Origin of the sequence: Streptomyces sp. NPDC006384 (genome assembly GCF_042870695.1) — a bacterium.
GTDB lineage: Bacteria > Actinomycetota > Actinomycetes > Streptomycetales > Streptomycetaceae > Streptomyces.
Genome location: NZ_JBIAHR010000015.1, coordinates 176685 through 198112, shown reverse-complemented (window position 1 = coordinate 198112; position 21428 = coordinate 176685). Strand labels below are relative to the sequence as shown.

The following is a 21428-nucleotide window of genomic DNA, read 5'->3' as shown; positions in this document are numbered from 1 at the left end:
GGCGAGCGTTTTGTGGGCACTGCTGCGCGACAACCGGGTGTTCACCCCCGATCCGCCCGTCCCGCAAACAGCTTGACACCGTCATTGAGACTCCTCGCATTCGCTTCAGCAGGCCCACGGAGTCCTCGGGGGTCAGGGCCTGTGAACGCATCTTGGCATAGCGCTGGTGGAGTCGGCTGATCTCCTTGCGATCGGTGATCAGCCGTCCGTTCTCCTGCCCCTCCGAGTACCCGAACCACTGGTTGTCCGGCGTCTCCGCCAACTGCATCGGACCGTCCAGCCCCGCGTGCACCGGCTGCCGCAGCGGCATCAGCTGGAACTCCACGTTCCAGTGCCGTTCGATCACGCTCAGCAGGTGGTCGTACAGCTCGCGGGTCACCTCCTCGCCGCCGGTGCCGCGTTCCAGGACCGCCTGCTCCACGATGAAGCTGAACGCCGTCGGGGGGTTCCGGCTCGTCGCCAGGAGTTCGTGGCGGGCCATGCGCGCCGTGATCCGGTCGTCCATCTCCTTCTCGGTGGGCAGCGGCGGCACGCTGAACGAGACCGCCCGCGCGTACCCCTCCGTCTGCAACAGCCCCGGCACCACCCGGCATTCGTAGGTGTACAGGCTCACCGCCTCCGCCTCGAACCGCGCCCACTGCCGGAACCAGCTCGCCAGCCCCGGCTGCCGCGACAGATGCCGGGCCGCGCCCCGCAGCGCCCCGAAGGCGTCGAGAACCTCCTCCGCGCGCTCCACGAAGTCCGGCGGAGGGAACCGCCGGCCCTGCTCGATCGAGGCCACCGTCGGCACCGAGTACCGCACCCGCGGCGCGAACTCCTCCTGCGTCAGCCCCGCCCGTCTGCGGAAGGCCTTGACGACCTCGCCGAAGGTCCTGAGGCTGTCCGACCGCTCCGGCTCACCGCCCCCGCAGGGCACTTCCGCGCCACCCGCGCCACCCGCGCCGTCCGTACCGTCCGACATCCAGGACACCTCCCGCACGTACATCCACTCGGGGCCAACCCGCCCAACGGGCCCATGGTCACGGTTGGTCACCCGTACCGTCCACTCTCCGTACCCGTACGCTGACCCTGCGTACGGGTCGGCGAGCTGGTGAAGGGCCGTCACCGCAGGTGGGATGGGCGGCATGAGACCAGCCTCCGCCCCCCGACTCCCGGTCACCGCGCGTGTGTTCGCGCAGCGGTTCAGCTCGACCCCGCGCGGCGCCCGCCTGGCCCGCCACCTCGCCCTGCACCGCCTGGACGCGTGGGGCGTCCCCTACGGCTCGGCGGTGTCCGACACGGCCGCGCTGCTCGTCGCGGAGCTGGCGGCGAACGCCGTGACGCACGGGCGGGTGCCCGGACGGGACATCGAGGTGGTGCTGCGGCTCGACGCGTACACGCTGCGGATCGACGTGTCCGACAGCCGGGGAGAGCGGCGCCCGCCCGGACCCGAGGGGGTGGTGGCGGCACCGGAGGCCGAGGGCGGCCGGGGGCTGCTGCTCGTGGACGCGCTGGCCGACCGGTGGGGCGTGTTCGACCGCGTCCCCGTCGGCAAGACGGTCCGCGCCGAACTGGACCTGGGAGGCCGGTGAGCGGGCCGGGGGGAGGAGCCGCGGACACCCGCCGCGGACACCCCCACCGGCCCCGGCAACCCCGAACGCCCTCTTCTGCACGGCAGTTGACCGATGTACCGTCCCGCGCATGCCGATACGCACGCGCTTCACGATCTGGAGACCGCTCGCGACGGCGCACCCCGCACCCCCGCGACGGAGCGAACCCGTGTACTCCTACGCCGACCTCGGCAACCACGCCTCCGAGCGGCACGGCCGCCCGCTCACCTCGGGCAAGGCGTACACCGTCACCCTGGACCTCGCGGCCACCGACCACGTCGTCCCCTCCGGCCACCGCCTCGCGCTGATCGTCGCCGACACCGACAAGGGCCTCATCGACCCTCCCGCCGACACGCCGACGCTCACGCCGGACCTCTCCCGCACCTCGGCCCGCGTGCCGTTCGTCGGCGGCACCGCCGCGTTCGCCGAGGCCACCGCCCGGGAAGCCACCGCCGCGCCCGCACCCGCGCCCCTCGACGGCGTGAGCCCCCCGCGCACCACGCACCGCGTCCCGAAGGGAGACCGATGACACGCCTGCGCGCCCTCGTACCGCTGCTCCTGGACGAGCGCGACGTACCGCCTGACAGTGGATGAACCCGACACCCGCTGCTGAAGAGGTGAGTTCCGCGTCGCGCGTGGTAGGGGCGTGGCAGAGGATTGTTCCCAGCCTCACCGACTCGAAAGGTGCCGCCTGTGACGCAGGACCGACCAAGCGACAAGGAACACCACGAGAGAGGCACGCTGCCGGGTTCGGAAGCGGGCCTGCCGGGTCAGGAGCACAAGCCCCGGACCGACCGCGTCGTGTTCGGCGTCACGGCCGGGGTGACCCTCGCCTTCGTCGTCTGGGGCGCCGCCGCCACCGACTCGCTGGAGAAAGCCTCCGGCACCATGCTCGGCGGCCTCATGCACAACGGCGGCTGGGCGTTCGTGCTGGCCGCCTCCGGATTCGTCGTCTTCGCCCTCTGGCTCGCCGCCAGCCGCTACGGCCGCATCCACCTCGGCGCCGAGGGCGAGGACCCCGAATTCCGCACGGTGTCCTGGGTGGCCATGATGTTCAGCGCCGGCATGGGCATCGGTCTGATGTTCTGGGGCGTGAGCGAGCCGCTCGCGCACTTCACGACCGCCCCGCCGGGCACCAGCCCCGCCGACTCCGGCGACCGCATGGAGACGGCCATGGCCACCACGCTGTTCCACTGGACGCTCCACCCCTGGGCGATCTACGCGGTGGTCGGTCTCGGCATCGCCTACAGCACCTTCCGCAGGCGCCGCCGGCAGACCATCAGCGCCGTGTTCACCCCCCTCATCGGGAAGAAGCACGCCAACGGCACGGGTGGCCGGATCATCGACATCCTGGCCATCATCGCGACGGTCTTCGGCTCCGCGGCCTCCCTCGGTCTCGGCGCCCTCCAGATCGGCTCCGGCGTCGAGAAGCTCGACTGGCTGGACAAGGTCAGCACCGGACTGCTCGTCGGCATCATCGCGGTGCTGACGGTGGCGTTCGTGGCCTCCGCGGTCTCCGGCGTCGAGAAGGGCATCCAGTGGCTGTCCAACACCAACATGGTGCTGGCCCTGCTGCTCGTCGTGTTCGTCTTCGTCGCGGGGCCGACCATCCTCATCCTCGACCTGCTGCCGACCTCGGTCTTCACCTACCTCGGCGACCTGCCCGAAATGGCCGGCCGCACCGAGATCAGCGGCGGGGAGGGCGTCGCGGACTGGCTGAGCAGCTGGACCGTCTTCTACTGGGCGTGGTGGATCTCCTGGACGCCCTTCGTCGGCATGTTCATCGCCCGGATCAGCCGGGGCCGGACCATCCGCCAGTTCATCGGCGGCGTCATCCTCGTCCCCAGCACGGTCAGCCTGGTCTGGTTCGCGATCTTCGGAGGCTCGGCGATGCGGCTCCAGGAGCAGGACCGGCTCGGCGGCGAGACGACCCCCGAGGGCAGGCTCTTCGCCGTGCTGCAGGAGTTCCCCGTCGCCACCGTCACCAGCCTGCTCGTGATGGTCCTCGTCGGCATCTTCTTCGTCTCGGGCGCCGACGCGGCCTCCATCGTGATGGGCACCCTCTCGCAGAAGGGCGCGCTCGAACCCAGCCGCTGGGTGGTCGTGTTCTGGGGCGTGGTGACCGGCGCGGTCGCCGCCATCATGCTCCTGGTCGGCAGCGGGGAAGGGGACGCGCTGACCGGTCTGCAGAACCTCACGATCCTCGCGGCGGCGCCCTTCGTCGTCGTGATGATCTTCATGTGCGTCGCCCTCATGCGGGACCTGCGCCGCGACCCCCTCATCGTGCGGGGCGAGATGGCCTCCGAGGCCGTCGAGATGGCCGTCGTCGAGGGCCACAAGCAGTACGAGGGCGACTTCGAGATCCGCATCGGCCCGGGCACCGGCCCGGACGTGGAGGGAGACCCGATCGGCAAGCACCACTGACCGGCCCGGATCCGGCCCGACGGGCGGACGGGGACAGGAGACGGAAAGGGGCCGGCGCGCACCGCGTGCCGGCCCCTTTCCGCGCGCAGCCCCACGCCACGGTGACGCCCCCGCCGCCGGCCACGACTCCCTCGTCACCCGGTTCGGTTCCCCCAGGCGGACGTCAACCGAAACGCCCTTCCGTGCACAGACCGGTCCCGGCCCGGGAATGCTCACCGCATGGCTGCCGAATACGCGACCTTCGGCCTGGCGCCGGCGATGCGGGCCGGGGGCGTCCTCGCCGGCGGCGACCACCGGGTCCACCGCGACTTCGTGGACTTCGTCGTGGACGGACGTCCCCTGCTGTTCCGGCTCTCCGACCTGGACGCCGTCTCCCCGCTCGCCTCCGACGTGCCGCCCGCGATCTTCACCGAGCAGGTCCGCGGCCTGCTGCTGGAGACCGACGCCCCGCTGCCCGGCGGCCGGTACGTCCTCTACGGCTGCCCCGACTGCGAGGACCTGGCCTGCGGAGCCGTGACGGCCGTCATCCGGCGCGAGGGCGACGACTTCGTCTGGCGGGACTTCGCCTGGCAGACCGGCGAGCACGTCGATCTCGACTTCGACGGCTACCACGGCATCGGCCCGTTCCGCTTCCCGGGCGCCGAGTACCGCGCGGCACTGGCCGCCCTGCTCGACGGACCCGCGCCCGCCTCCCGCCGGGTCCTGCTGGTCGGCGCCCGCGTCGCCGTGCTCGCCAGGCTCGCCGCGGCCCTGCGCACCATCGGCATCGGCGCCGACATCACCCAGGACGCCGCCGGCATCCCCGCCGAGGAACTGCGCGCCTACGACGCCGTCGCCTTCGGCCGCGCGGTCGGCGAGGAACAACGGGCCGCCGTACGCCACGCCTTCACCCGGGCCGGCGTCGACGTCGCCCACGTCGACGGCCTCGCCCCGATCGTCCCGCTGCTCGTCGCCCAGATCGAGCACGCCCTGGACCGCACCCCGGCCGAACGCCGCCGGCTGACCCGTCTGACGGCGGCCGGCGACGCGGCACAGATCGAGGTCACCTCGCCCTGCCGGGTGCGGATCACCGCGTACCGCCTCGACCGTCTCCACCGCACCCGCACCCACGAGGTCCTCGACGGCGTTCTCGGACCGGGCGGCCACCGCGTCGCCCTGGACGCGAAGACGGTCAGGGGAGAGTCCTTCCTGGTGGCGCGGACGCCGGGAAGCGTGCTGGTGACGGCGGTGCGGCACGGGGAACCCGGCTGAACGGACACCGCCGCGCCGTTAGGATCGACGGTCTGATGACTGCCACCCTCGTCGCCAAGAACCTCGCCGCCGGCCACGGCGACCGCTCCCTGTTCACCGGGCTCGACCTCGTCGTCGCCCCCGGCGACGTGATCGGGCTCGTCGGGGCCAACGGCGCCGGCAAGTCCACCCTCCTGCGGATGCTGGCCGGCCTCACCGCCCCGGAACAGGGCGAGCTGCGCCTGTCCCCGCCGGGCGCCACCGTCGGCCACCTCCCGCAGGAGCCGGAGCGCCGGCCCGGCGAGACCGTCCGGGCGTTCCTCGCCCGCCGCACCGGCGTCACCGAGGCCCAGCGCGCCATGGACGAGGCCACCCAGGCCCTGGTGGACGGAGCGCCCGGCGCCGACGACGCCTATGCGACCGCCCTGGAGCGCTGGCTCTCCCTCGGCGGCGCCGACCTCGACGAGCGCGCCGAGGAGACCGCCGAGGCACTCGGCCTCACCGTCGGCCTGGACCAGCCGATGACGTCCCTGTCCGGCGGCCAGGCGGCCCGCGCCGGCCTCGCCTCCCTCCTCCTGTCCCGCTACGACGTCTTCCTGCTCGACGAGCCGACCAACGACCTCGACCTGGACGGCCTGGAACGCCTCGAACGCTTCGTCACCGGCCTGCGCGCCGGCACCGTCGTCGTCAGCCACGACCGCGAGTTCCTCGCCCGCACCGTCACCAAGGTCCTCGAACTCGACCTCGCCCAGCGGCAGATCAACCTCTACGGCGGCGGCTACGAGGCCTACCTGGAGGAACGCGAGGTGGCCCGCAGGCACGCCCGCGACGAGTACGAGGAGTACGCCGACAAGCGCGCCGCCCTCCAGGACCGGGCGCAGATGCAGCGGGCCTGGATGGACAAGGGCGTCAAGAACGCCCGGCGCAAGGCGGGCAACGACAACGACAAGATCGGCCGCAAGTTCCGCAGCGAGGCCAGTGAGAAGCAGGCCGCCAAGGCCCGCCAGACCCAGCGCATGATCGAACGCCTGGACGTCGTCGAGGAACCGCGCAAGGAGTGGGACCTGCGCATGGAGATCGCGTCGGCGCCCCGTTCCGGCGCGGTCGTCGCCACCCTGCGCGACGCCGAGGTCCGGCGCGGCGACTTCACGCTCGGCCCGGTCTCCCTCCAGATCGACTGGGCGGACCGCGTCGCGGTGACGGGGGCCAACGGCGCCGGCAAGTCCACGCTGCTCGGCGCCCTCCTGGGGCGCGTGCCGCTCGACGCCGGGCACGCGGCGCTCGGTTCGGGAGTCCTGCTCGGCGAGGTCGACCAGGCCCGCGCCCTGTTCCACGGCCCCGAGACCCTGCTCGACGCCTTCCGCACGGCGACGCCGGACACCGAACCGGCCGAGATCCGCACCCTGCTGGCCAAGTTCGGCCTCAAGGCGGACCACGTCGTGCGCCCGGCGTCGACCCTCTCCCCGGGCGAACGCACCCGGGCCGCCCTCGCCCTCCTCCAGGGCAGGGGCGTCAACCTCCTGGTCCTCGACGAGCCGACCAACCACCTCGACCTGCCGGCGATCGAGCAACTCGAATCAGCCCTGGACGCCTACGAGGGCACCCTCCTCCTCGTCACCCACGACCGCCGCATGCTCGACGCGGTGAGAGTGACCCGCCGCCTGGAGGTCACAGACGGCAAAGTAGTAGAGCGCACGTAGCTGCGGGCAGTCGTGCTGCTGGGGCGGCACGGGTGGGCGCTGGGGCCCCCTCCGGGGGAGGCACCCCGGCAGCGCCGGGCCACGCGCTCCACCCGCCCCGCCCCACGCCCCGCGCCTACGCCAGCCCGGCCCGCCGCAACGCGTCCGCCATCGCCCCGTTGGAAGGCGCCGGTGCCGCAGCCCCCTTCCCCTTCCCGCCGGCGGCCTTCCGCTGCCGAGGCGGCTTCCCCCCACGCTCCTTCTTCTGCTCCCCCTGCGGAGCCGCCTCGTCGTCCAGCCGCAACGTCAACGAGATCCGCTTCCGCGGAATGTCGACGTCCAGCACCTTCACCTTCACGATGTCCCCGGGCTTCACCACGTCCCGCGGATCCTTCACGAACGTCTTCGACATCGCCGACACGTGCACCAGCCCGTCCTGGTGCACCCCCACGTCCACGAACGCCCCGAAGGCGGCCACGTTCGTGACGACCCCCTCCAGGACCATCCCGGACGCCAGGTCGGAGATCTTCTCCACGCCCTCCTTGAAGGTGGCCGTCCTGAACGCCGGCCGCGGGTCGCGCCCCGGCTTCTCCAGCTCCTTCAGGATGTCGGCCACCGTCGGCAGACCGAACTTCTCGTCCACGAACTCCGCCGGCCTCAGCGACCGCAGCACCGAGGTGTTGCCGATCAGCCCGGCCACCTCCTGCCCGGTGGTCTTCACCATCCGCCGCACCACCGGGTACGCCTCGGGGTGCACGCTGGACGCGTCCAGCGGGTCGTCGCCGCCCCGGATCCGCAGGAAGCCCGCGCACTGCTCGTACGCCTTCGGGCCCAGCCGCGACACCTTCTTCAGCTCGGTCCGCGACCGGAACGGCCCGTTCGCGTCCCGGTACGCCACGATGTTCTCGGCGAGCCCCGAGGTGATGCCGGAGACGCGGGCCAGCAGCGGCGCGGAGGCCGTGTTGACGTCCACGCCCACACCGTTCACGCAGTCCTCGACCACCGCGTCCAGCGAGCGCGACAGCTTCACCTCGGACAGGTCGTGCTGGTACTGGCCGACGCCGATCGACTTCGGGTCGATCTTCACCAGTTCGGCCAGCGGGTCCTGGAGCCGCCTGGCGATCGACACGGCGCCGCGCAGCGACACGTCCATGTCGGGAAGCTCCTGCGAGGCGAAGGCGGAGGCGGAGTACACCGAGGCGCCCGCCTCGGACACCATCACCTTCGTCAGCTTCAACTCCGGGTGCTTGGCGATGAGTTCACCGGCGAGCTTGTCGGTCTCCCGGGACGCCGTGCCGTTGCCGATCGCGATCAGCTCGACCGCGTGCTCCTTCGCCAGCCGCGCCAGCCTCGCGATCGCCTCGTCCCACCGGTTGGCCGGGACGTGCGGGTGGATCACGTCGGTGGCCACGACCTTGCCGGTCGCGTCGACCACGGCGACCTTCACCCCCGTACGGAAGCCCGGGTCGAGGCCGAGCGTCGCCCGCGTGCCGGCCGGGGCGGCCAGCAGCAGGTCGCGCAGGTTCGCCGCGAAGACGTTCACCGCCTCGTCCTCGGCGGCCGTGCGCAGCCGCAGCCGCAGGTCGATGCCGAGGTGGACCAGGATGCGGGTGCGCCAGGCCCAGCGGACCGTGTCCGTGAGCCACTTGTCGCCGGGCCGCCCGCGGTCGGCGATCCCGAACCGGCTCGCCACGATCGCCTCGTACGACGACGGCCCCTCGGTGGGCTCCTCGGGCTCCAGGACGAGGTCGAGGACGTCCTCCTTCTCGCCGCGCAGCATCGCGAGGATCCGGTGCGAGGGCAGGTCGGTGAACGGCTCGGCGAAGTCGAAGTAGTCGGCGAACTTGGCGCCGGCCTCCTCCTTGCCCTCCTTGACCTTGGCGACGAGCCGTCCGCGCACCCACATGCGCTCGCGCAGCTCGCCGATCAGGTCGGCGTCCTCCGAGAACTTCTCGGTGAGGATCGCCCGGGCGCCGTCCAGCGCCGCCTGCGGATCGGCCACGCCCTTGCCGGCGTCGGCGAACGCGGCGGCCGCGGCGAGGGGGTCCACGGACGGGTCGGCGAGCAGCCCCTCGGCCAGCGGCGCCAGACCCGCCTCGCGCGCGATCTGCGCCTTGGTGCGCCGCTTGGGCTTGAAGGGCAGGTAGATGTCCTCCAGGCGGGCCTTGGTCTCCGCCGTGCGGATCCGGGCCTCCAGCTCCTCGGTGAGCTTGCCCTGCTCGCGCACCGAGTCGAGGATCGCCGTGCGCCGCTCCTCCAGCTCCCGCAGATAGCGCAGCCGTTCCTCGATCGTGCGCAGCTGCGCGTCGTCGAGCGTCTCGGTCGCTTCCTTGCGGTAGCGGGCGATGAAGGGCACGGTGGAGCCGCCGTCGAGCAGCTCCACCGCGGCCCTCACCTGCCGCTCCCGTACGCCGAGCTCCTCGGCGATCCTGCTCTCGATGGACCTCGCGTCGCTGGACGCGCTGGACCCGGGTGTCGTCACGATCCCGTACCGCCTTCTCACAGAGGTTGCGGCGGCAATTGTGGCAGGTGATGCCGGCGACCGGGGATCAGGGCGCTCCCGGGGCCGTCACGGCCGGACGACCCCGGGGCGGGGCGGGACGGGGCGTCAGGCCCGGTGGCCGCGGGCCGAGGACGAGGCCCCGCCGAAGAGCCGGGCCAGGGCCCGGAAGGGAAGCGTCACGACGGTGGCGACGGCGCCGCCGATCTGCCGCAGCACGTCTGCGATGGCACGGAACACGAAAAGCCCCTTTCCTCCTCCCCGGCCGCGCCGGCCGGGGACAGTACGGGTACCTCCGGATCCGCCCGGCATGCCCCGCGCACCCCGGCGGACCTGCCCGGCGCATGCCTCGGCGTTTGCCTCAACGCGTGCCTCGGCGTTTGCCTCAGTGCTTGCCGACCAGGTCCGCCGGGAAGGCGCCGGCACCGATCGCCTTACGGGCGAAGGCCGTTGCCAGCTCCGTCAGACGCGCCACGCCCTCCGCGCCCAGGTGCGCGTAGGGGGCCGCGTCCATCCGGTCGGTGTCCCGCTCGATCTCCTCGCGCAACGCCGCACCACGCTCGGTCGGTTCACCGGCCTCGTCCAGCAGACCCCGGCCGCGCAGCCGGTCCACCGCCGCGTCCCACTCCTGCCGCGTCCAGCCGCGGGTGGCGAGGACCCACTTCGGGGTCATGCCCTTGCCGGTCGCGGTGTGCGTCACCAGCGCCTCCAGGCCGTCGAGGCCCGCCGCCGCCAGCGCGGCGAGGTGCCCGTCGCCCCGGTGCTCGCGCAGCAGGGTCGCCGCGTGCCACAGCGCCAGGTGCGGCTCGCCGGGCACGGGCAGATCGGCGTGGGCCGAGTACAGCGGACGGGCGCCGCGGGAGCAGCCCTCGGCGGCCCGCAGCGCCAGCTCGGCGGCCTCCGCCGTCTCCGGGGACGCCACGGTCTCCTCGCCCAGCAGGCGGCGCAGCGTCGCGTCGACGGCCCGCAGGCGCGCCGCCAGCGCCTGCTCCGGCGTGACGGTCTCCCACACGGCGGGCACGTGCCGGGCCACCAGCTCGTGCTTGTAGTTGTAGAACGTCGCCGTCACGGCACCGGCCCCGACCGGACCCAGCGCGGCGGCCCGCACCGCGAAGTTGACGGCACGGGGATCGGTGACCCCGAGCGCCGCCAGCTCCCGGCCCAGATCGGGCGAGAAGTAGTGCGTCGAGTGCAGCGAGTTGAGCACGTTGTGGCAGCGGCGCCCGGCACGGGCGTCGAGGGCGGCGAGTGTCATGCCCGGCAGGTTACCAACCGCTCAGTACGCCCTCCAGGCGTGCGAGGGGCATGGCAGGAAAGGTGGGGAGCCCGTCATTGCGGCCACCGCCGGGTGCCCGAAGAATCGAGGGCATGGCGCAGCGCACCGTACTCGTCGTCCTCTTCGACGACGTCCAGAGTCTCGATGTCACCGGCCCCGTGGAGGTCTTCGCGGGCGCCGGGAAGCACACGCCGGGTACGTACCGCATCCGCACCGCGTCGCTGGACGGCGCCCCCGTGCGCACCTCCAGCGGTCTGACCGTCGTACCGGACGGGGCCCTCGTGCGGGAGCCCGTGCCGCACACCCTGCTCGTCCCCGGCGGCCAGGGCACCCGGCGTCCCGACCCGCGCCTGATCGACTGGCTGCGCGAGCACGGGCCCCGCGCCCCGCGCCTGGTCTCGGTCTGCACCGGTGCCGCCCTGCTCGCCGCGGCCGGCCTGCTGGACGGCCGCCGCGCCACCACGCACTGGGCGTACTGCGACCGGCTGGCCCGCGAGCACCCGGCCGTCGAGGTCGACCCCGACCCGATCTACGTCCGTGACGGCCACGTCGCCACGTCCGCGGGCGTCACCTCCGGGATCGACCTCGCCCTCGCCCTGGTGGAGGAGGACCTCGGCCGGGACGCCGCGCTCACCGTCGCCCGCCACCTGGTGGTCTTCCTGCGCCGGCCCGGCAACCAGGCCCAGTTCAGCGTCCAGCTCGCCGCCCAGACCGCCCGCCGCGAACCCCTGCGCGAGGTCCAGCAGTGGATCACCGAGCAGCCTGACGCCGATCTGAGCGTCGAGGCCCTCGCCGCCCGCGCCGCGCTCTCCCCGCGCCACTTCGCCCGTGCCTTCCGCGCCGAGACCGGCATGACACCCGGACGGTACGTCGACCGGGTCCGCCTGGAACACGCCCGCCGGCTGCTGGAGGAGACCGGCGACGGCGTCGAGGAGGTCGCCCGCGCCAGCGGCTACGGCACACCCGAGGCCATGCGCCGCGCCTTCGTCAAGGCCCTCGGCAGCTCTCCGGCCGAGTACCGCCGCCGCTTCCGGCCCGCGACCGGGCCGGACGGTTCCCGTGCCACCGGCCGGCCGAGTCCCGCGTCACCGGCCGGATGAACCCCGTTCCGCCCACCGGAAGGATTCCCGATGCAGATCGCCATCGTCCTCTTCGACCGCTTCACGGCCCTCGACGCCGTGGGCCCGTACGAGACCCTCGGCCGCCTCCCGGACGCGGAGACCGTCTTCGTCGCCGAGCGGACCGGTCCCGTGCGCACCGACACCGGGGCGCTCGCGCTCACCGCGGACCGGACCCTGGCCGAGGTGCCGTCCCCGGACATCGTCGTCGTCCCCGGCGGCCCCGGGCAGACGCCCCAGATGGAGAACGAGACCCTGCTGGACTGGCTGCGCTCCGCCGACGCCACCAGCACCTGGACGACGTCCGTGTGCACCGGCTCCCTGCTGCTGGCAGCCGCCGGGCTCCTCGAAGGACGCCGGGCCACCTCCCACTGGCTGGCCCTGGAGCACCTGAGGCGGTTCGGCGCCGAGCCCACCGGGGAACGGGTGGTCACCGACGGCAAGTACGTCACCGCGGCCGGCGTCTCCTCCGGCATCGACATGGGCCTCACCCTGCTCGGCCGGATCGCCGGCGACGACCACGCCCAGGCCGTCCAGCTCCTGACCGAGTACGACCCGCAGCCGCCCTACGACGCCGGATCGCCGCAGAAGGCGCCGGCGCACCTTGTGGCGGAGTTCCGCGACAAGAGCAGGTTCACCCTGACGTAGACGCGCGCGCCGGCACGCTCCAGCCGAAACGCGGCTGTCTGCGCTCCAGGAACGCGGCGACGCCCTCCGCGGTGTCGCCGCTGCCGCGCGCCTGCGCCGTCCAGTGCTCGTCCCGGTCGGTGCGCCCGTTCGCGAACTCCTTCGCCGCCGCCTGCGTCAGCTGGGAGCGGGAGACCAGAATGCGGGTGAACTCGGCCACCCGCCCGCCGAGTTCGCCCGCGGGCAGCACCTCGTCGACCAGGCCCGTGCGCAGCGCCCACCCGGTGCCGATCAACTCGCCGGAGAACAACAGGTACTTCGCGGTGGCCGGCCCCACCAGCGACACCAGCCGCCGGGTCGCCGACGCCGGATACACCACGCCCAGCTTCGCCGGGGTGACCCCGAACAGAGCCCCCTCCTCGGCGAACCGCAGATCGCACGCCGCCGCCAACTGCGTACCGCCGCCCACACAGTGGCCGCGGACCGCGGCCAGCGTCGGCTTGGGGAACGCGGCGAGGGCCTCCTCGGCGCGCACGGCGAGGCGCTGCGCCTCCTCCGCGGAGTCCCGCATCCCCGAGATGTCGGCCCCGGCGCAGAACGTGGCGCCCTCGCCGGTGAGCACCAGCGCCCGCACCGCCGGATCGTCCGCCAGGGCGTCGAGCAGCTCCGGCAGCGCCCGCCACATCGCGGGCGTCATGGCGTTGCGCCTGGCCGGGTGGTGGACGACGACGGTGGCGACCGAGTCGGCGACCCGGTGCAGCAGCTGCGGCTCCATGGGCCGGATGCTAGCCGCCCGGCCGAACGGCGCGCGGAGCGGGCCGAGTGTGCAGAAACGATCCGACAGGCGATCGTGTCATGCGTCAACGGTCAGAACCGTTCGATACCCGCTGACTTGCGTTCAGTTCTCCGATGCGGAACGGCGCGTTACCAACACTCGGGGTGTGGTGACAATCGAGCCCCAGGGTGGCGACCGGACGATGGACGAGACCGGGCCCGCACAGCCGCTGCCGTACGAAGGCGTATGGCGGTTCACCGCGCCCGCCGTCGACGCCTCGGTCCCGCAGGCCCGGCACGCCGTCAGGGACCTGCTGGTGCGCCAGGGCGTGCCGGTCTCCGACGACGTGGCGCAGGGACTGCTGCTGATCGTCTCGGAGCTGGTCACGAACGCCGTCCGGCACGCGGCGGTGCTGTCACCGGAGCTCGCCGTGGAGGTCGCCGTCGGGCCCGAGTGGATCCGGCTGTCCGTGGAGGACGGCCACCCCTACCGCCCGACCGCTCTGGAGACGGATCACGGGCGGACGGGCGGCAGGGGGCTGCTCCTGGTCCGGGAGATCACCCGGGAGGCGGGCGGGGCGTGCGACGTGGCCCGCACGGCGAACGGAGGCAAGGTGATCTGGGCCGCCCTGCCGCTCAAGCACGCCCCGTGACAGGGCTGCTGGGACACGCCCCCGCGCCAGGGCCGCTCACCAGCCGGCGGACGGACCCGTCAGCTCACGGACGGCCGGCCGGGCCGCGTCCAGGACCGTCATGAACCACGCGGAGAAGGTGTCCTTCGCGTGGCGTTCGGCCAGCTCGGCCGGGGTCACGAAGACCGTCTCGGCCACTTCCTCCGGGTCGGCCCGCAACGGTTCCTGCACCAGGCCGACGAACAGGTGGTTGAACTCCTGCTCGACCAGCCCCGAGGCCGGGTCCGGGTGGTTGTAGCGCACCGTGCCCGCCTCGGCGAGCAGCGACGGGGAGACACCGAGCTCCTCGAACGTCCGCCGGGCCGCCGCCGCGAACGGTGCCTCACCGGGGTAGGGATGGCCGCAGCAGGTGTTGGACCACACGCCGGGGGAGTGGTACTTGCCCAGGGCCCGCTGCTGGAGCAGCAGACGGCCCCGCTCGTCGAAGAGGAACACGGAGAAAGCGCGGTGCAGCTGCCCCGGAGGCTGGTGTGCGGCGAGCTTCTCCGCGGTACCGACCGTCACGCCGTTCTCGTCGACCAGTTCCAGCAAAATCGCGTCTGCGGTGCCGTTCGACGAACTGTGCGTCGCGGTGGCAGGAGTGATCGGCATACCCATCCTTCACATCGGTCCTCGCGCCCCAAGTGTGCCCCACGATCCAGGCACACCCGGCACTTCCGGCATCCGCATGTCCCGCGGTGACACGGAACACGGGCCGGTACCGGCCCGCATCGCGGAGGGACCCGGTCCAGGACCGTGCCCGGCACGTGCGAGGGGGAACCGACCGGGGACGACCGGTGTGCGCGGCCCCCTGCCGGAGCGCCGCTCAGTGGCAGAGCCGCGCCTCGTGCTCCGCGTGTCCGCCGGGCTCCAGCTGGAAGGTGCAGTGCTCCACGTCGAAGTGGTCGCCCAGACATCCCTGCAGTTCGTGGAGCATCTTCTCGTGACCGGTCGTGTTCAGCACCTCGCCGTCCACCACCACGTGCGCCGACAGCACCGGCATGCCGGACGTGATCGTCCAGGCGTGCAGGTCGTGGACGTCCTCGACGCCGTCCAGCGCCAGTAGGTGGGCGCGCACCTCGGCGATGTCCACGCCCTTGGGCGCCGCCTCCAGCAGCACGTCCAGCGTCTCGCGCAGCAGCCGCCAGGTACGCGGCACGATCATCAGACCGATGACGAGCGAGGCGATCGGGTCGGCCGGCTGCCAGCCCGTGGCCAGGATGACCAGCGCCGAGACGATCACCGCCAGCGATCCCAGCGCGTCCGCCGCCACCTCCAGGAAGGCGCCCCGCACGTTCAGGCTCTCCTTCTGGCCGCGCATCAGCAGCGTCAGCGACACCATGTTCGCCGCCAGGCCGATCGCACCGAAGACGACGGTCGGCCCGCCCGCCGTACCGGCCGGTGTGATGAACCGGTCGATCGCCTCGTACAGGACGTACCCGCCGACCCCGAGCAGCAGCAGACAGTTCGCCAGGGCCGCGAGGATCTCGGCACGGGCGTAGCCGAAGGTGCGCCGGTCGCTCGGCGGCCGGTTCGCGAAGTGGATCGCCAGCAGCGCCATGCCCAGACCCAGGGCGTCCGTCGCCATGTGCGCCGCGTCGGCGACCAGCGCGAGCGAGTCGGCGAGCACACCGCCGACGATCTCGACGACCATGACGGTGAGCGTGATCGCCAGCGCGATCCGGAGCCGGCCGCGGTACGCGCCCGTCGCCGTTCCGCCGCCGGGCGGACCGTGCACATGCCCGTGGTCGTGCCCTGCCCCCATGAAAGCCGCCTCCTCGTAGAGCCCGGAACGGTGAGCCCGGAGCACAGTCAACTACGGGTGGGGGTATCCGGCAACGCGGCACTGAACACCGTTGTCATCTGCCCTGACCTGCGTAAACGTTTCGCAGGTCAAGGCGTTCCGGGGGACGGTGACCGGCGCCGCCCGCGCGGCCGGGACGGCTCGCCAGCGCGCGCCGCTGACGCTGTGCGCACATCCGGTCGACGCTGTGCGATGCCCCTGATGTCCGTTTGGGGAGCGCGGTTTGTGGGGCGGCCCCCGGATCCCCGATGATGATCGCGGCCAGGGCGGATGCACGCGGCGTGGTCCGACCGGGAAACGGTCGGTGAACACGGCGTTCCAGGCATCCGATAACCTCGGCCGACATGCCGCCCGGATGCCCCGGGCACGGGCGCCCCACCATGCACAGGCCCGGCGCGCTGGCGTCGGCACAGGGAGTGAGTTCGGTTGTCGACCGCCATCCTCACCGGTCAGCCGGTCCCCGGTTCGTCCGTCGAGGGCGAGCTGCGGTCCCTCGGCTTCGACGTGCGGCTCGCCTCCGGCCCGGCCGATGCCGAGACGCTGCTGGCCCGGGTGCCGAGCGGGGAGCGCGTCGCCGTCGTCGACGCCCGTTTCGTGGGGCACGTGCACGCCCTGCGCCTCGGTCTCACCGATCCCCGCTTCCCGCTCGCCGCGATCCCCGGCGCCGTGACCGCCCGGCCGGACGCCCGTCAGGCCCTCACCCGCGCGATGACCCGCGAGAACTCCGCGTGCGGCGGCGCGGCGGACGGGGGGGCGCCCGCGCGGACCGAGCCGGACGCCGGGAGCACCGACAGTCTCGCCGACCGCATCGCCACTGCCCTGGACGCCGACGGCGCCGAAGTGCACCGGCCCGAGCTCGGCAGCCTCGTCGCCACCGTCCCCGCCGACCCGCAGGCCCGCAACGAGGCACGGCAGGCCGTCGCCGCCGTCGACGACGAGGCCGTACGCCTGAAGTCGGCGGTCAAGGCCCGCGACGGCTTCGTCACCACCTTCTTCATCAGCCCCTACTCCCGCTACATCGCCCGCTGGTGCGCCCGCCGCGGCCTGACCCCGAACCAGGTCACCACCGCCTCGCTGATCACCGCGCTCATAGCGGCGGGCTGCGCCGCCACCGGCACCCGCGGCGGCTTCGTCGCCGCCGGCGTCCTGCTGATCGCCTCCTTCGTCCTCGACTGCACCGACGGGCAGCTCGCCCGCTACTCCCTGCAGTACTCCACGCTCGGCGCCTGGCTGGACGCCACCTTCGACCGGGCCAAGGAGTACGCCTACTACGCGGGCCTGGCCCTCGGGGCCGCCCGAGGCGGCGACGACGTATGGGCCCTCGCGCTCGGCGCGATGGTCCTCCAGACCTGCCGGCACGTCGTGGACTTCTCCTTCAACGAGGCCAACCACGACGCCACCGCGCTCGGTAAATTGTCGCTGGCCAGCCCCACCGCGGCCCTCTCCGACAAGCTCGACAGCGTCGGCTGGACGGTCTGGGTCCGCCGCATGATCGTCCTGCCGATCGGCGAACGCTGGGCCATGATCGCCGTCCTCACCGCGGCCACCACCCCCCGTACCACCTTCTACGCGCTGCTGATCGGCTGTGCCTTCGCCGCCACGTACACCACGGCCGGCCGCGTGCTGCGCTCGCTCACCCGCCGGGCCACCCGGACCGACCGGGCGGCGCGGGCGCTGGCCGACCTCGCCGACTCCGGCCCGCTCGCCGAGGCCGCGGCCGCGGGCCTGCGCGAGCCCGCCCGCCGGCTGCCCGGCTTCACCGCCCCCGCTCTCGCCCTCCTCGGCGGCGCCGCCGTCGTCGCGACGGCCGCGTCCACCGGCCTCGGCGGCCCCTGGCCCGTCGCCGGCGCGATCGTCTACGTCCTGACCTCCGCCCTCGCCGTCGCCCGTCCCCTCAAGGGCGCCCTCGACTGGCTGGTCCCCCCGTTCTTCCGCGCCGCCGAGTACGGCACCGTCCTGGTGCTGGCGGCGAAAGCGGAGGTGAACGGGGCGCTTCCGGCGGCTTTCGGGCTGGTGGCCGCGGTCGCCTACCATCACTACGACACGGTCTACCGCATCCGCGGCAACGCGGGTGCGCCCCCGCACTGGCTGGTGCGGGCGATCGGGGGGCACGAGGGGCGCACGCTGCTGGTCACGGTGCTGGCCGTGCTGCTCACCGCCTCCGGTTTCAAGGTCGCGCTCACGGTCCTCGCCGTGGCCGTGGCCCTCGTGGTGCTCGTCGAGAGCATCCGCTTCTGGGTCGCCGCCCACAAGATCGGCGCACCCGCCGTACACGACGAAGGAGAACCCGCATGATCGGCCTCGTGCTGGCGGCCGGCGCCGGACGCCGTCTGCGCCCCTACACCGACAGCCTGCCCAAGGCACTGGTGCCGGTGGGGCCCGCGGGCATAGAGGGCGAACCCACGGTTCTCGACCTCACCCTCGGCAACTTCGCCGAGGTCGGCCTCACCGAGGTCGGGGTCATCGTCGGGTACCGCAAGGAGGCCGTGTACGAGCGCAAGGCCGCACTGGAGCAGAAGTACGGCGTCAAGCTCACCCTCATCGACAACGACAAGGCCGAGGAGTGGAACAACGCCTACTCCCTGTGGTGCGGCCGCGACGCCCTCGCGGACGGCGTGATCCTCGCCAACGGCGACACCGTCCACCCGGTCTCCGTCGAGAAGACCCTGCTCGCCGCCCGCGGCGACGGCAAGAGGATCATCCTCGCCCTGGACACCGCGAAGTCCCTCGCCGACGAGGAGATGAAGGTCGTCGTCGACCCCGGCAAGGGTGTCCGGCGCATCACCAAGCTGATGGATCCGGCCGAGGCGACCGGCGAGTACATCGGCGTCACCCTCATCGAGGGCGAGGCCGCCGCCGACCTGGCCGACGCGCTGCGGACCACCTTCGAGCGCGACCCGCAGCTGTACTACGAGGACGGCTACCAGGAGCTCGTCGACCGCGGTTTCAGGATCGACGTGGCGCCCATCGGCGACGTCCCGTGGGTCGAGATCGACAACCACGACGACCTCGCCAGGGGACGGGAGATCGCGTGCCAGTACTGACGAGGCTCATCCCGTCACCGGTCGTCGTGGACATCCGCCCGGGCGCCCTCGACGACCTGGGCTGTGTGCTCGCCGACGAGCGCATCTCCCACTCCGGCAAGCTCGCCGTCGCCGTCAGCGGCGGCTCCGGCGCCCGGCTGCGCGACCGCGTCGCCCCCTCCCTGCCCGGCGCCGCCTGGTACGAGGTCGGCGGCGGCACCCTGGACGACGCGATCAAGCTGGCCGGCGCCATGAAGAGCGGCCACTACGACGCGGTCGTCGGCCTCGGCGGCGGCAAGATCATCGACTGCGCCAAGTTCGCCGCGGCGCGCGTCGGCCTGCCGCTGGTCGCCGTGCCGACCAACCTCGCGCACGACGGCCTGTGCTCCCCGGTCGCCACACTCGACAACGACGCGGGCCGCGGCTCCTACGGCGTGCCGAACCCGATCGCGGTCGTCATCGACCTGGACGTCATCCGCCAGGCCCCGGTGCGGTACGTACGCGCCGGCATCGGCGACGCCGTCTCCAACGTCTCCGCGATCGCGGACTGGGAGCTGGCGGGCCGTGTCAAGGGCGAGCGGATCGACGGCCTCGCCGCCGCGATGGCCCGCCAGGCCGGCGAGGCCGTGCTGCGGCACCCCGGTGGCGTCGGGGACAACGAGTTCCTCCAGGTGCTGGCGGAGGCGCTGGTGCTCAGCGGCATCGCCATGTCGGTGTCCGGCGACTCACGCCCCTCCTCCGGCGCCTGCCACGAGATCAACCACGCCTTCGACCTGCTCTTCCCCCAGCGCGCGGCGGCCCACGGCGAGCAGTGCGGCCTGGGCGCGGCCTTCGCGATGTACCTGCGCGGGGCCCACGAGGAGTCGGCGTACATGGCCGGCGTCCTGCGCCGGCACGGACTGCCGGTGCTGCCGCAGGAGATCGGCTTCACCCCGGACGAGTTCGTCCGCGCCGTGGAGTTCGCCCCGCAGACCCGGCCCGGCCGCTACACGATCCTCGAACACCTCGACCTCACGACCGACCAGATCAAGGACATGTACGCCGACTATGTCAAGGCCATCGGTAGCTGAACTACGCCCGGTCGTCCACCCCGCCGGGGTCAAGGACCGGCGCAGCGGTGAGCACTGGGCGGGACGCCTCTACATGCGTGAGGTCTCGCTGCGGATCGACCGCTACCTGGTGAACACCAGGGTCACGCCCAACCAGCTCACGTATCTGATGACCGTCTGCGGCGTCCTCGCCGCCCCGGCCCTGCTGGTGCCGGGCGTCTGGGGCGCCGTGCTCGGCGTCGTCGCGGTCCAGCTGTACCTGCTGCTGGACTGCGTCGACGGCGAGATCGCGCGCTGGAAGAAGCAGTACTCCCTCGGCGGCGTCTATTTGGACCGCGTCGGCGCCTATCTCACCGACGCCGCCGTCCTGGTCGGCCTCGGCCTGCGCGCCGCCGACCTGTGGGGCACCGGCCGGATCGACTGGCTGTGGGCCTTCCTCGGCACCCTGGCCGCCCTCGGCGCCATCCTGATCAAGGCCGAGACCGACCTCGTGGGCGTCGCCCGTCACCAGGCCGGCATGCCGCCGGTCAAGGAGGCCGCGTCCGAGCCGCGTTCCTCCGGCATGGCGCTGGCCCGCCGGGCCGCCGCGGCGCTCAAGTTCCACCGGCTGATCCTCGGCATCGAGGCGTCCCTGCTGATCCTCGTCCTCGCCATCGTGGACGCGAGCCGCGGCGACCTGTTCTTCACTCGCCTCGGCACCGCCGTCCTCGCCGGCATCGCGCTGCTGCAGACCCTGCTGCACCTGGTGTCCGTCCTCGCCTCCAGCAGGCTGAAGTGAGCGGGGCCATGAAGGTCGGCGCGGTCGTCATCACCATGGGCAACCGCCCCGAGGAGCTGCGCGCCCTGCTCGACTCGGTCGCCTGGCAGGACGGCGACCCGGTCGAGGTCGTCGTCGTCGGCAACGGCTCGGCCGTCCCGGAGGTGCCCGAGGGCGTCCGCACCGTCGAACTGCCCGAGAACCTCGGCATCCCCGGCGGCCGCAACGTCGGCATCGAGGCCTTCGGCCCGGGCGGCGGCGACGTCGACATCCTGCTCTTCCTCGACGACGACGGTCTGCTCGCCCGCACCGACACCGCCGAGCTGTGCCGCAAGGCGTTCACGGACGATCCCGAGCTCGGCATCATCAGCTTCCGCATCGCCGACCCGGACACCGGCGAGACCCAGCGCCGGCACGTGCCGCGGCTGCGCGCCTCCGATCCGATGCGCTCCTCCCGGGTCACCACCTTCCTCGGCGGCGCCAACGCGGTCCGCACCAAGGTCCTCGCCGAGGTCGGCAACCTCCCGGACGAGTTCTTCTACGCCCATGAGGAGACCGACCTGGCCTGGCGGGCCCTCGACGCCGGCTGGATGATCGACTACCGGTCCGACATGGTGCTGTACCACCCGACGACCGCCCCCTCGCGGCACGCCGTCTACCACCGCATGGTCGCCCGCAACCGGGTCTGGCTGGCCCGCCGCAACCTCCCCGCGCTCCTCGTCCCCGTCTACCTGGGGGTGTGGCTGCTGCTCACGCTGCTGCGCCGCCCCTCGCGCCCGGCCCTGAAAGCCTGGTTCGGCGGGTTCCGGGAGGGCTGGAGCACCCCGTGCGGTCCTCGCCGTCCCATGAGGTGGCGTACGGTGTGGCGGCTGACCCGCCTGGGCCGGCCCCCGGTGATCTGACAAGC

Annotated in this window: 18 protein-coding genes and 2 pseudogenes; 13 read left to right on the top strand and 7 right to left on the bottom strand. The window is 72.9% G+C overall.

Annotated elements, in window-relative coordinates:
- Positions 1-91 precede the first annotated feature (91 nt).
- Positions 92-961, bottom strand: a pseudogene (locus tag ACFYOJ_RS22005) (Scr1 family TA system antitoxin-like transcriptional regulator); the annotation flags it as partial.
- A 163-nt stretch (positions 962-1124) separates the two neighbouring features.
- On the opposite strand from ACFYOJ_RS22005, the gene ACFYOJ_RS22000 reads away from it, so the two are divergent.
- The 5 genes and pseudogenes from ACFYOJ_RS22000 to ACFYOJ_RS21980 all read left to right on the top strand — a co-directional run bounded on the left by ACFYOJ_RS22000 (position 1125) and on the right by ACFYOJ_RS21980 (position 6943).
- The gene (locus tag ACFYOJ_RS22000; RefSeq protein WP_356554560.1) at positions 1125-1571 is read left to right on the top strand and encodes an ATP-binding protein; all 447 of its coding nucleotides are present in this window, start codon (positions 1125-1127) and stop codon (positions 1569-1571) included.
- Between the two features lie 196 nt (positions 1572-1767).
- Positions 1768-2118 (top strand): annotated as a pseudogene (locus tag ACFYOJ_RS21995) (CocE/NonD family hydrolase C-terminal non-catalytic domain-containing protein); the annotation flags it as partial.
- Between the two features lie 164 nt (positions 2119-2282).
- Complete coding sequence (locus ACFYOJ_RS21990; RefSeq protein ID WP_356554562.1) at positions 2283-4013, top strand: BCCT family transporter; 1731 nt, start codon at positions 2283-2285, stop codon at positions 4011-4013.
- 219 nt (positions 4014-4232) lie between these two features.
- A complete protein-coding gene (locus ACFYOJ_RS21985) occupies positions 4233-5264 on the top strand; it encodes an oxidoreductase (protein WP_356554564.1) in 1032 nt (343 codons plus the stop codon).
- Positions 5265-5299: 35 nt separating this feature from the next.
- Positions 5300-6943, top strand: a complete 1644-nt coding sequence (locus ACFYOJ_RS21980) for an ABC-F family ATP-binding cassette domain-containing protein (RefSeq protein WP_356554565.1) — start codon at positions 5300-5302, stop codon at positions 6941-6943.
- A 115-nt stretch (positions 6944-7058) separates the two neighbouring features.
- On the opposite strand, the gene ACFYOJ_RS21975 is transcribed toward ACFYOJ_RS21980, so the two are convergent.
- The 3 genes from ACFYOJ_RS21975 to ACFYOJ_RS21965 form a co-directional block, all read right to left on the bottom strand.
- The gene (locus tag ACFYOJ_RS21975; protein ID WP_356554567.1) at positions 7059-9404 is read right to left on the bottom strand and encodes a Tex family protein; all 2346 of its coding nucleotides are present in this window, start codon (positions 9402-9404) and stop codon (positions 7059-7061) included.
- Between the two features lie 126 nt (positions 9405-9530).
- A complete protein-coding gene (locus tag ACFYOJ_RS21970) occupies positions 9531-9662 on the bottom strand; it encodes an LPFR motif small protein (RefSeq protein WP_356554569.1) in 132 nt (43 codons plus the stop codon).
- Between the two features lie 145 nt (positions 9663-9807).
- Positions 9808-10677 carry a hypothetical protein gene (locus tag ACFYOJ_RS21965; protein WP_356554571.1) on the bottom strand — a complete coding sequence of 290 codons (870 nt, stop codon included), beginning with the start codon at positions 10675-10677 and terminating at the stop codon, positions 9808-9810.
- A 113-nt stretch (positions 10678-10790) separates the two neighbouring features.
- Between ACFYOJ_RS21965 and ACFYOJ_RS21960 the strand changes: the two genes are divergently transcribed.
- Positions 10791-11798: a GlxA family transcriptional regulator gene (locus tag ACFYOJ_RS21960; protein ID WP_356554572.1), complete on the top strand. Its 1008-nt coding sequence runs from the start codon at positions 10791-10793 to the stop codon at positions 11796-11798.
- A gap of 30 nt (positions 11799-11828) precedes the next feature.
- Positions 11829-12464, top strand: coding sequence for a DJ-1/PfpI family protein (locus tag ACFYOJ_RS21955; RefSeq protein ID WP_356554574.1), 636 nt, complete (start codon positions 11829-11831; stop codon positions 12462-12464).
- Here ACFYOJ_RS21955 and ACFYOJ_RS21950 read toward each other — a convergent pair.
- Entirely contained in the window at positions 12451-13218 is a 768-nt protein-coding gene (locus tag ACFYOJ_RS21950; protein WP_356554575.1) for an enoyl-CoA hydratase-related protein, read from the bottom strand. The two genes, ACFYOJ_RS21955 and ACFYOJ_RS21950, sit on opposite strands and share 14 nt — an antisense overlap.
- Before the next feature lie 202 nt (positions 13219-13420).
- On the opposite strand from ACFYOJ_RS21950, the gene ACFYOJ_RS21945 reads away from it, so the two are divergent.
- Positions 13421-13870, top strand: a complete 450-nt coding sequence (locus tag ACFYOJ_RS21945; protein ID WP_356554750.1) for an ATP-binding protein — start codon at positions 13421-13423, stop codon at positions 13868-13870.
- Positions 13871-13906: 36 nt separating this feature from the next.
- Here the strand turns inward: ACFYOJ_RS21945 and idi are convergent, their stop codons facing one another.
- Both idi and ACFYOJ_RS21935 read right to left on the bottom strand, forming a co-directional pair.
- The gene (idi, locus tag ACFYOJ_RS21940) at positions 13907-14500 is read right to left on the bottom strand and encodes an isopentenyl-diphosphate Delta-isomerase (protein WP_356554577.1); all 594 of its coding nucleotides are present in this window, start codon (positions 14498-14500) and stop codon (positions 13907-13909) included.
- Positions 14501-14714: 214 nt separating this feature from the next.
- Positions 14715-15653, bottom strand: coding sequence for a cation diffusion facilitator family transporter (locus ACFYOJ_RS21935; RefSeq protein WP_356554578.1), 939 nt, complete (start codon positions 15651-15653; stop codon positions 14715-14717).
- A gap of 465 nt (positions 15654-16118) precedes the next feature.
- On the opposite strand from ACFYOJ_RS21935, the gene ACFYOJ_RS21930 reads away from it, so the two are divergent.
- The 5 genes from ACFYOJ_RS21930 to ACFYOJ_RS21910 are packed head-to-tail and all read left to right on the top strand — an operon-like array spanning position 16119 to position 21423.
- A complete protein-coding gene (locus ACFYOJ_RS21930; RefSeq protein ID WP_356554580.1) occupies positions 16119-17987 on the top strand; it encodes a DUF5941 domain-containing protein in 1869 nt (622 codons plus the stop codon).
- Positions 17984-18736, top strand: a complete 753-nt coding sequence (locus tag ACFYOJ_RS21925) for a phosphocholine cytidylyltransferase family protein (protein ID WP_356554582.1) — start codon at positions 17984-17986, stop codon at positions 18734-18736. The genes ACFYOJ_RS21930 and ACFYOJ_RS21925 overlap by 4 nt, the downstream gene beginning before the upstream one ends.
- Entirely contained in the window at positions 18724-19785 is a 1062-nt protein-coding gene (locus ACFYOJ_RS21920; protein ID WP_356554584.1) for an iron-containing alcohol dehydrogenase family protein, read from the top strand. The genes ACFYOJ_RS21925 and ACFYOJ_RS21920 overlap by 13 nt, the downstream gene beginning before the upstream one ends.
- The gene (locus ACFYOJ_RS21915) at positions 19763-20542 is read left to right on the top strand and encodes a CDP-alcohol phosphatidyltransferase family protein (protein WP_356554586.1); all 780 of its coding nucleotides are present in this window, start codon (positions 19763-19765) and stop codon (positions 20540-20542) included. Before ACFYOJ_RS21920 ends, ACFYOJ_RS21915 begins: the two co-directional genes overlap by 23 nt.
- Before the next feature lie 8 nt (positions 20543-20550).
- Positions 20551-21423 carry a glycosyltransferase gene (locus tag ACFYOJ_RS21910; protein WP_356554588.1) on the top strand — a complete coding sequence of 291 codons (873 nt, stop codon included), beginning with the start codon at positions 20551-20553 and terminating at the stop codon, positions 21421-21423.
- Positions 21424-21428: the final 5 nt, after the last annotated feature.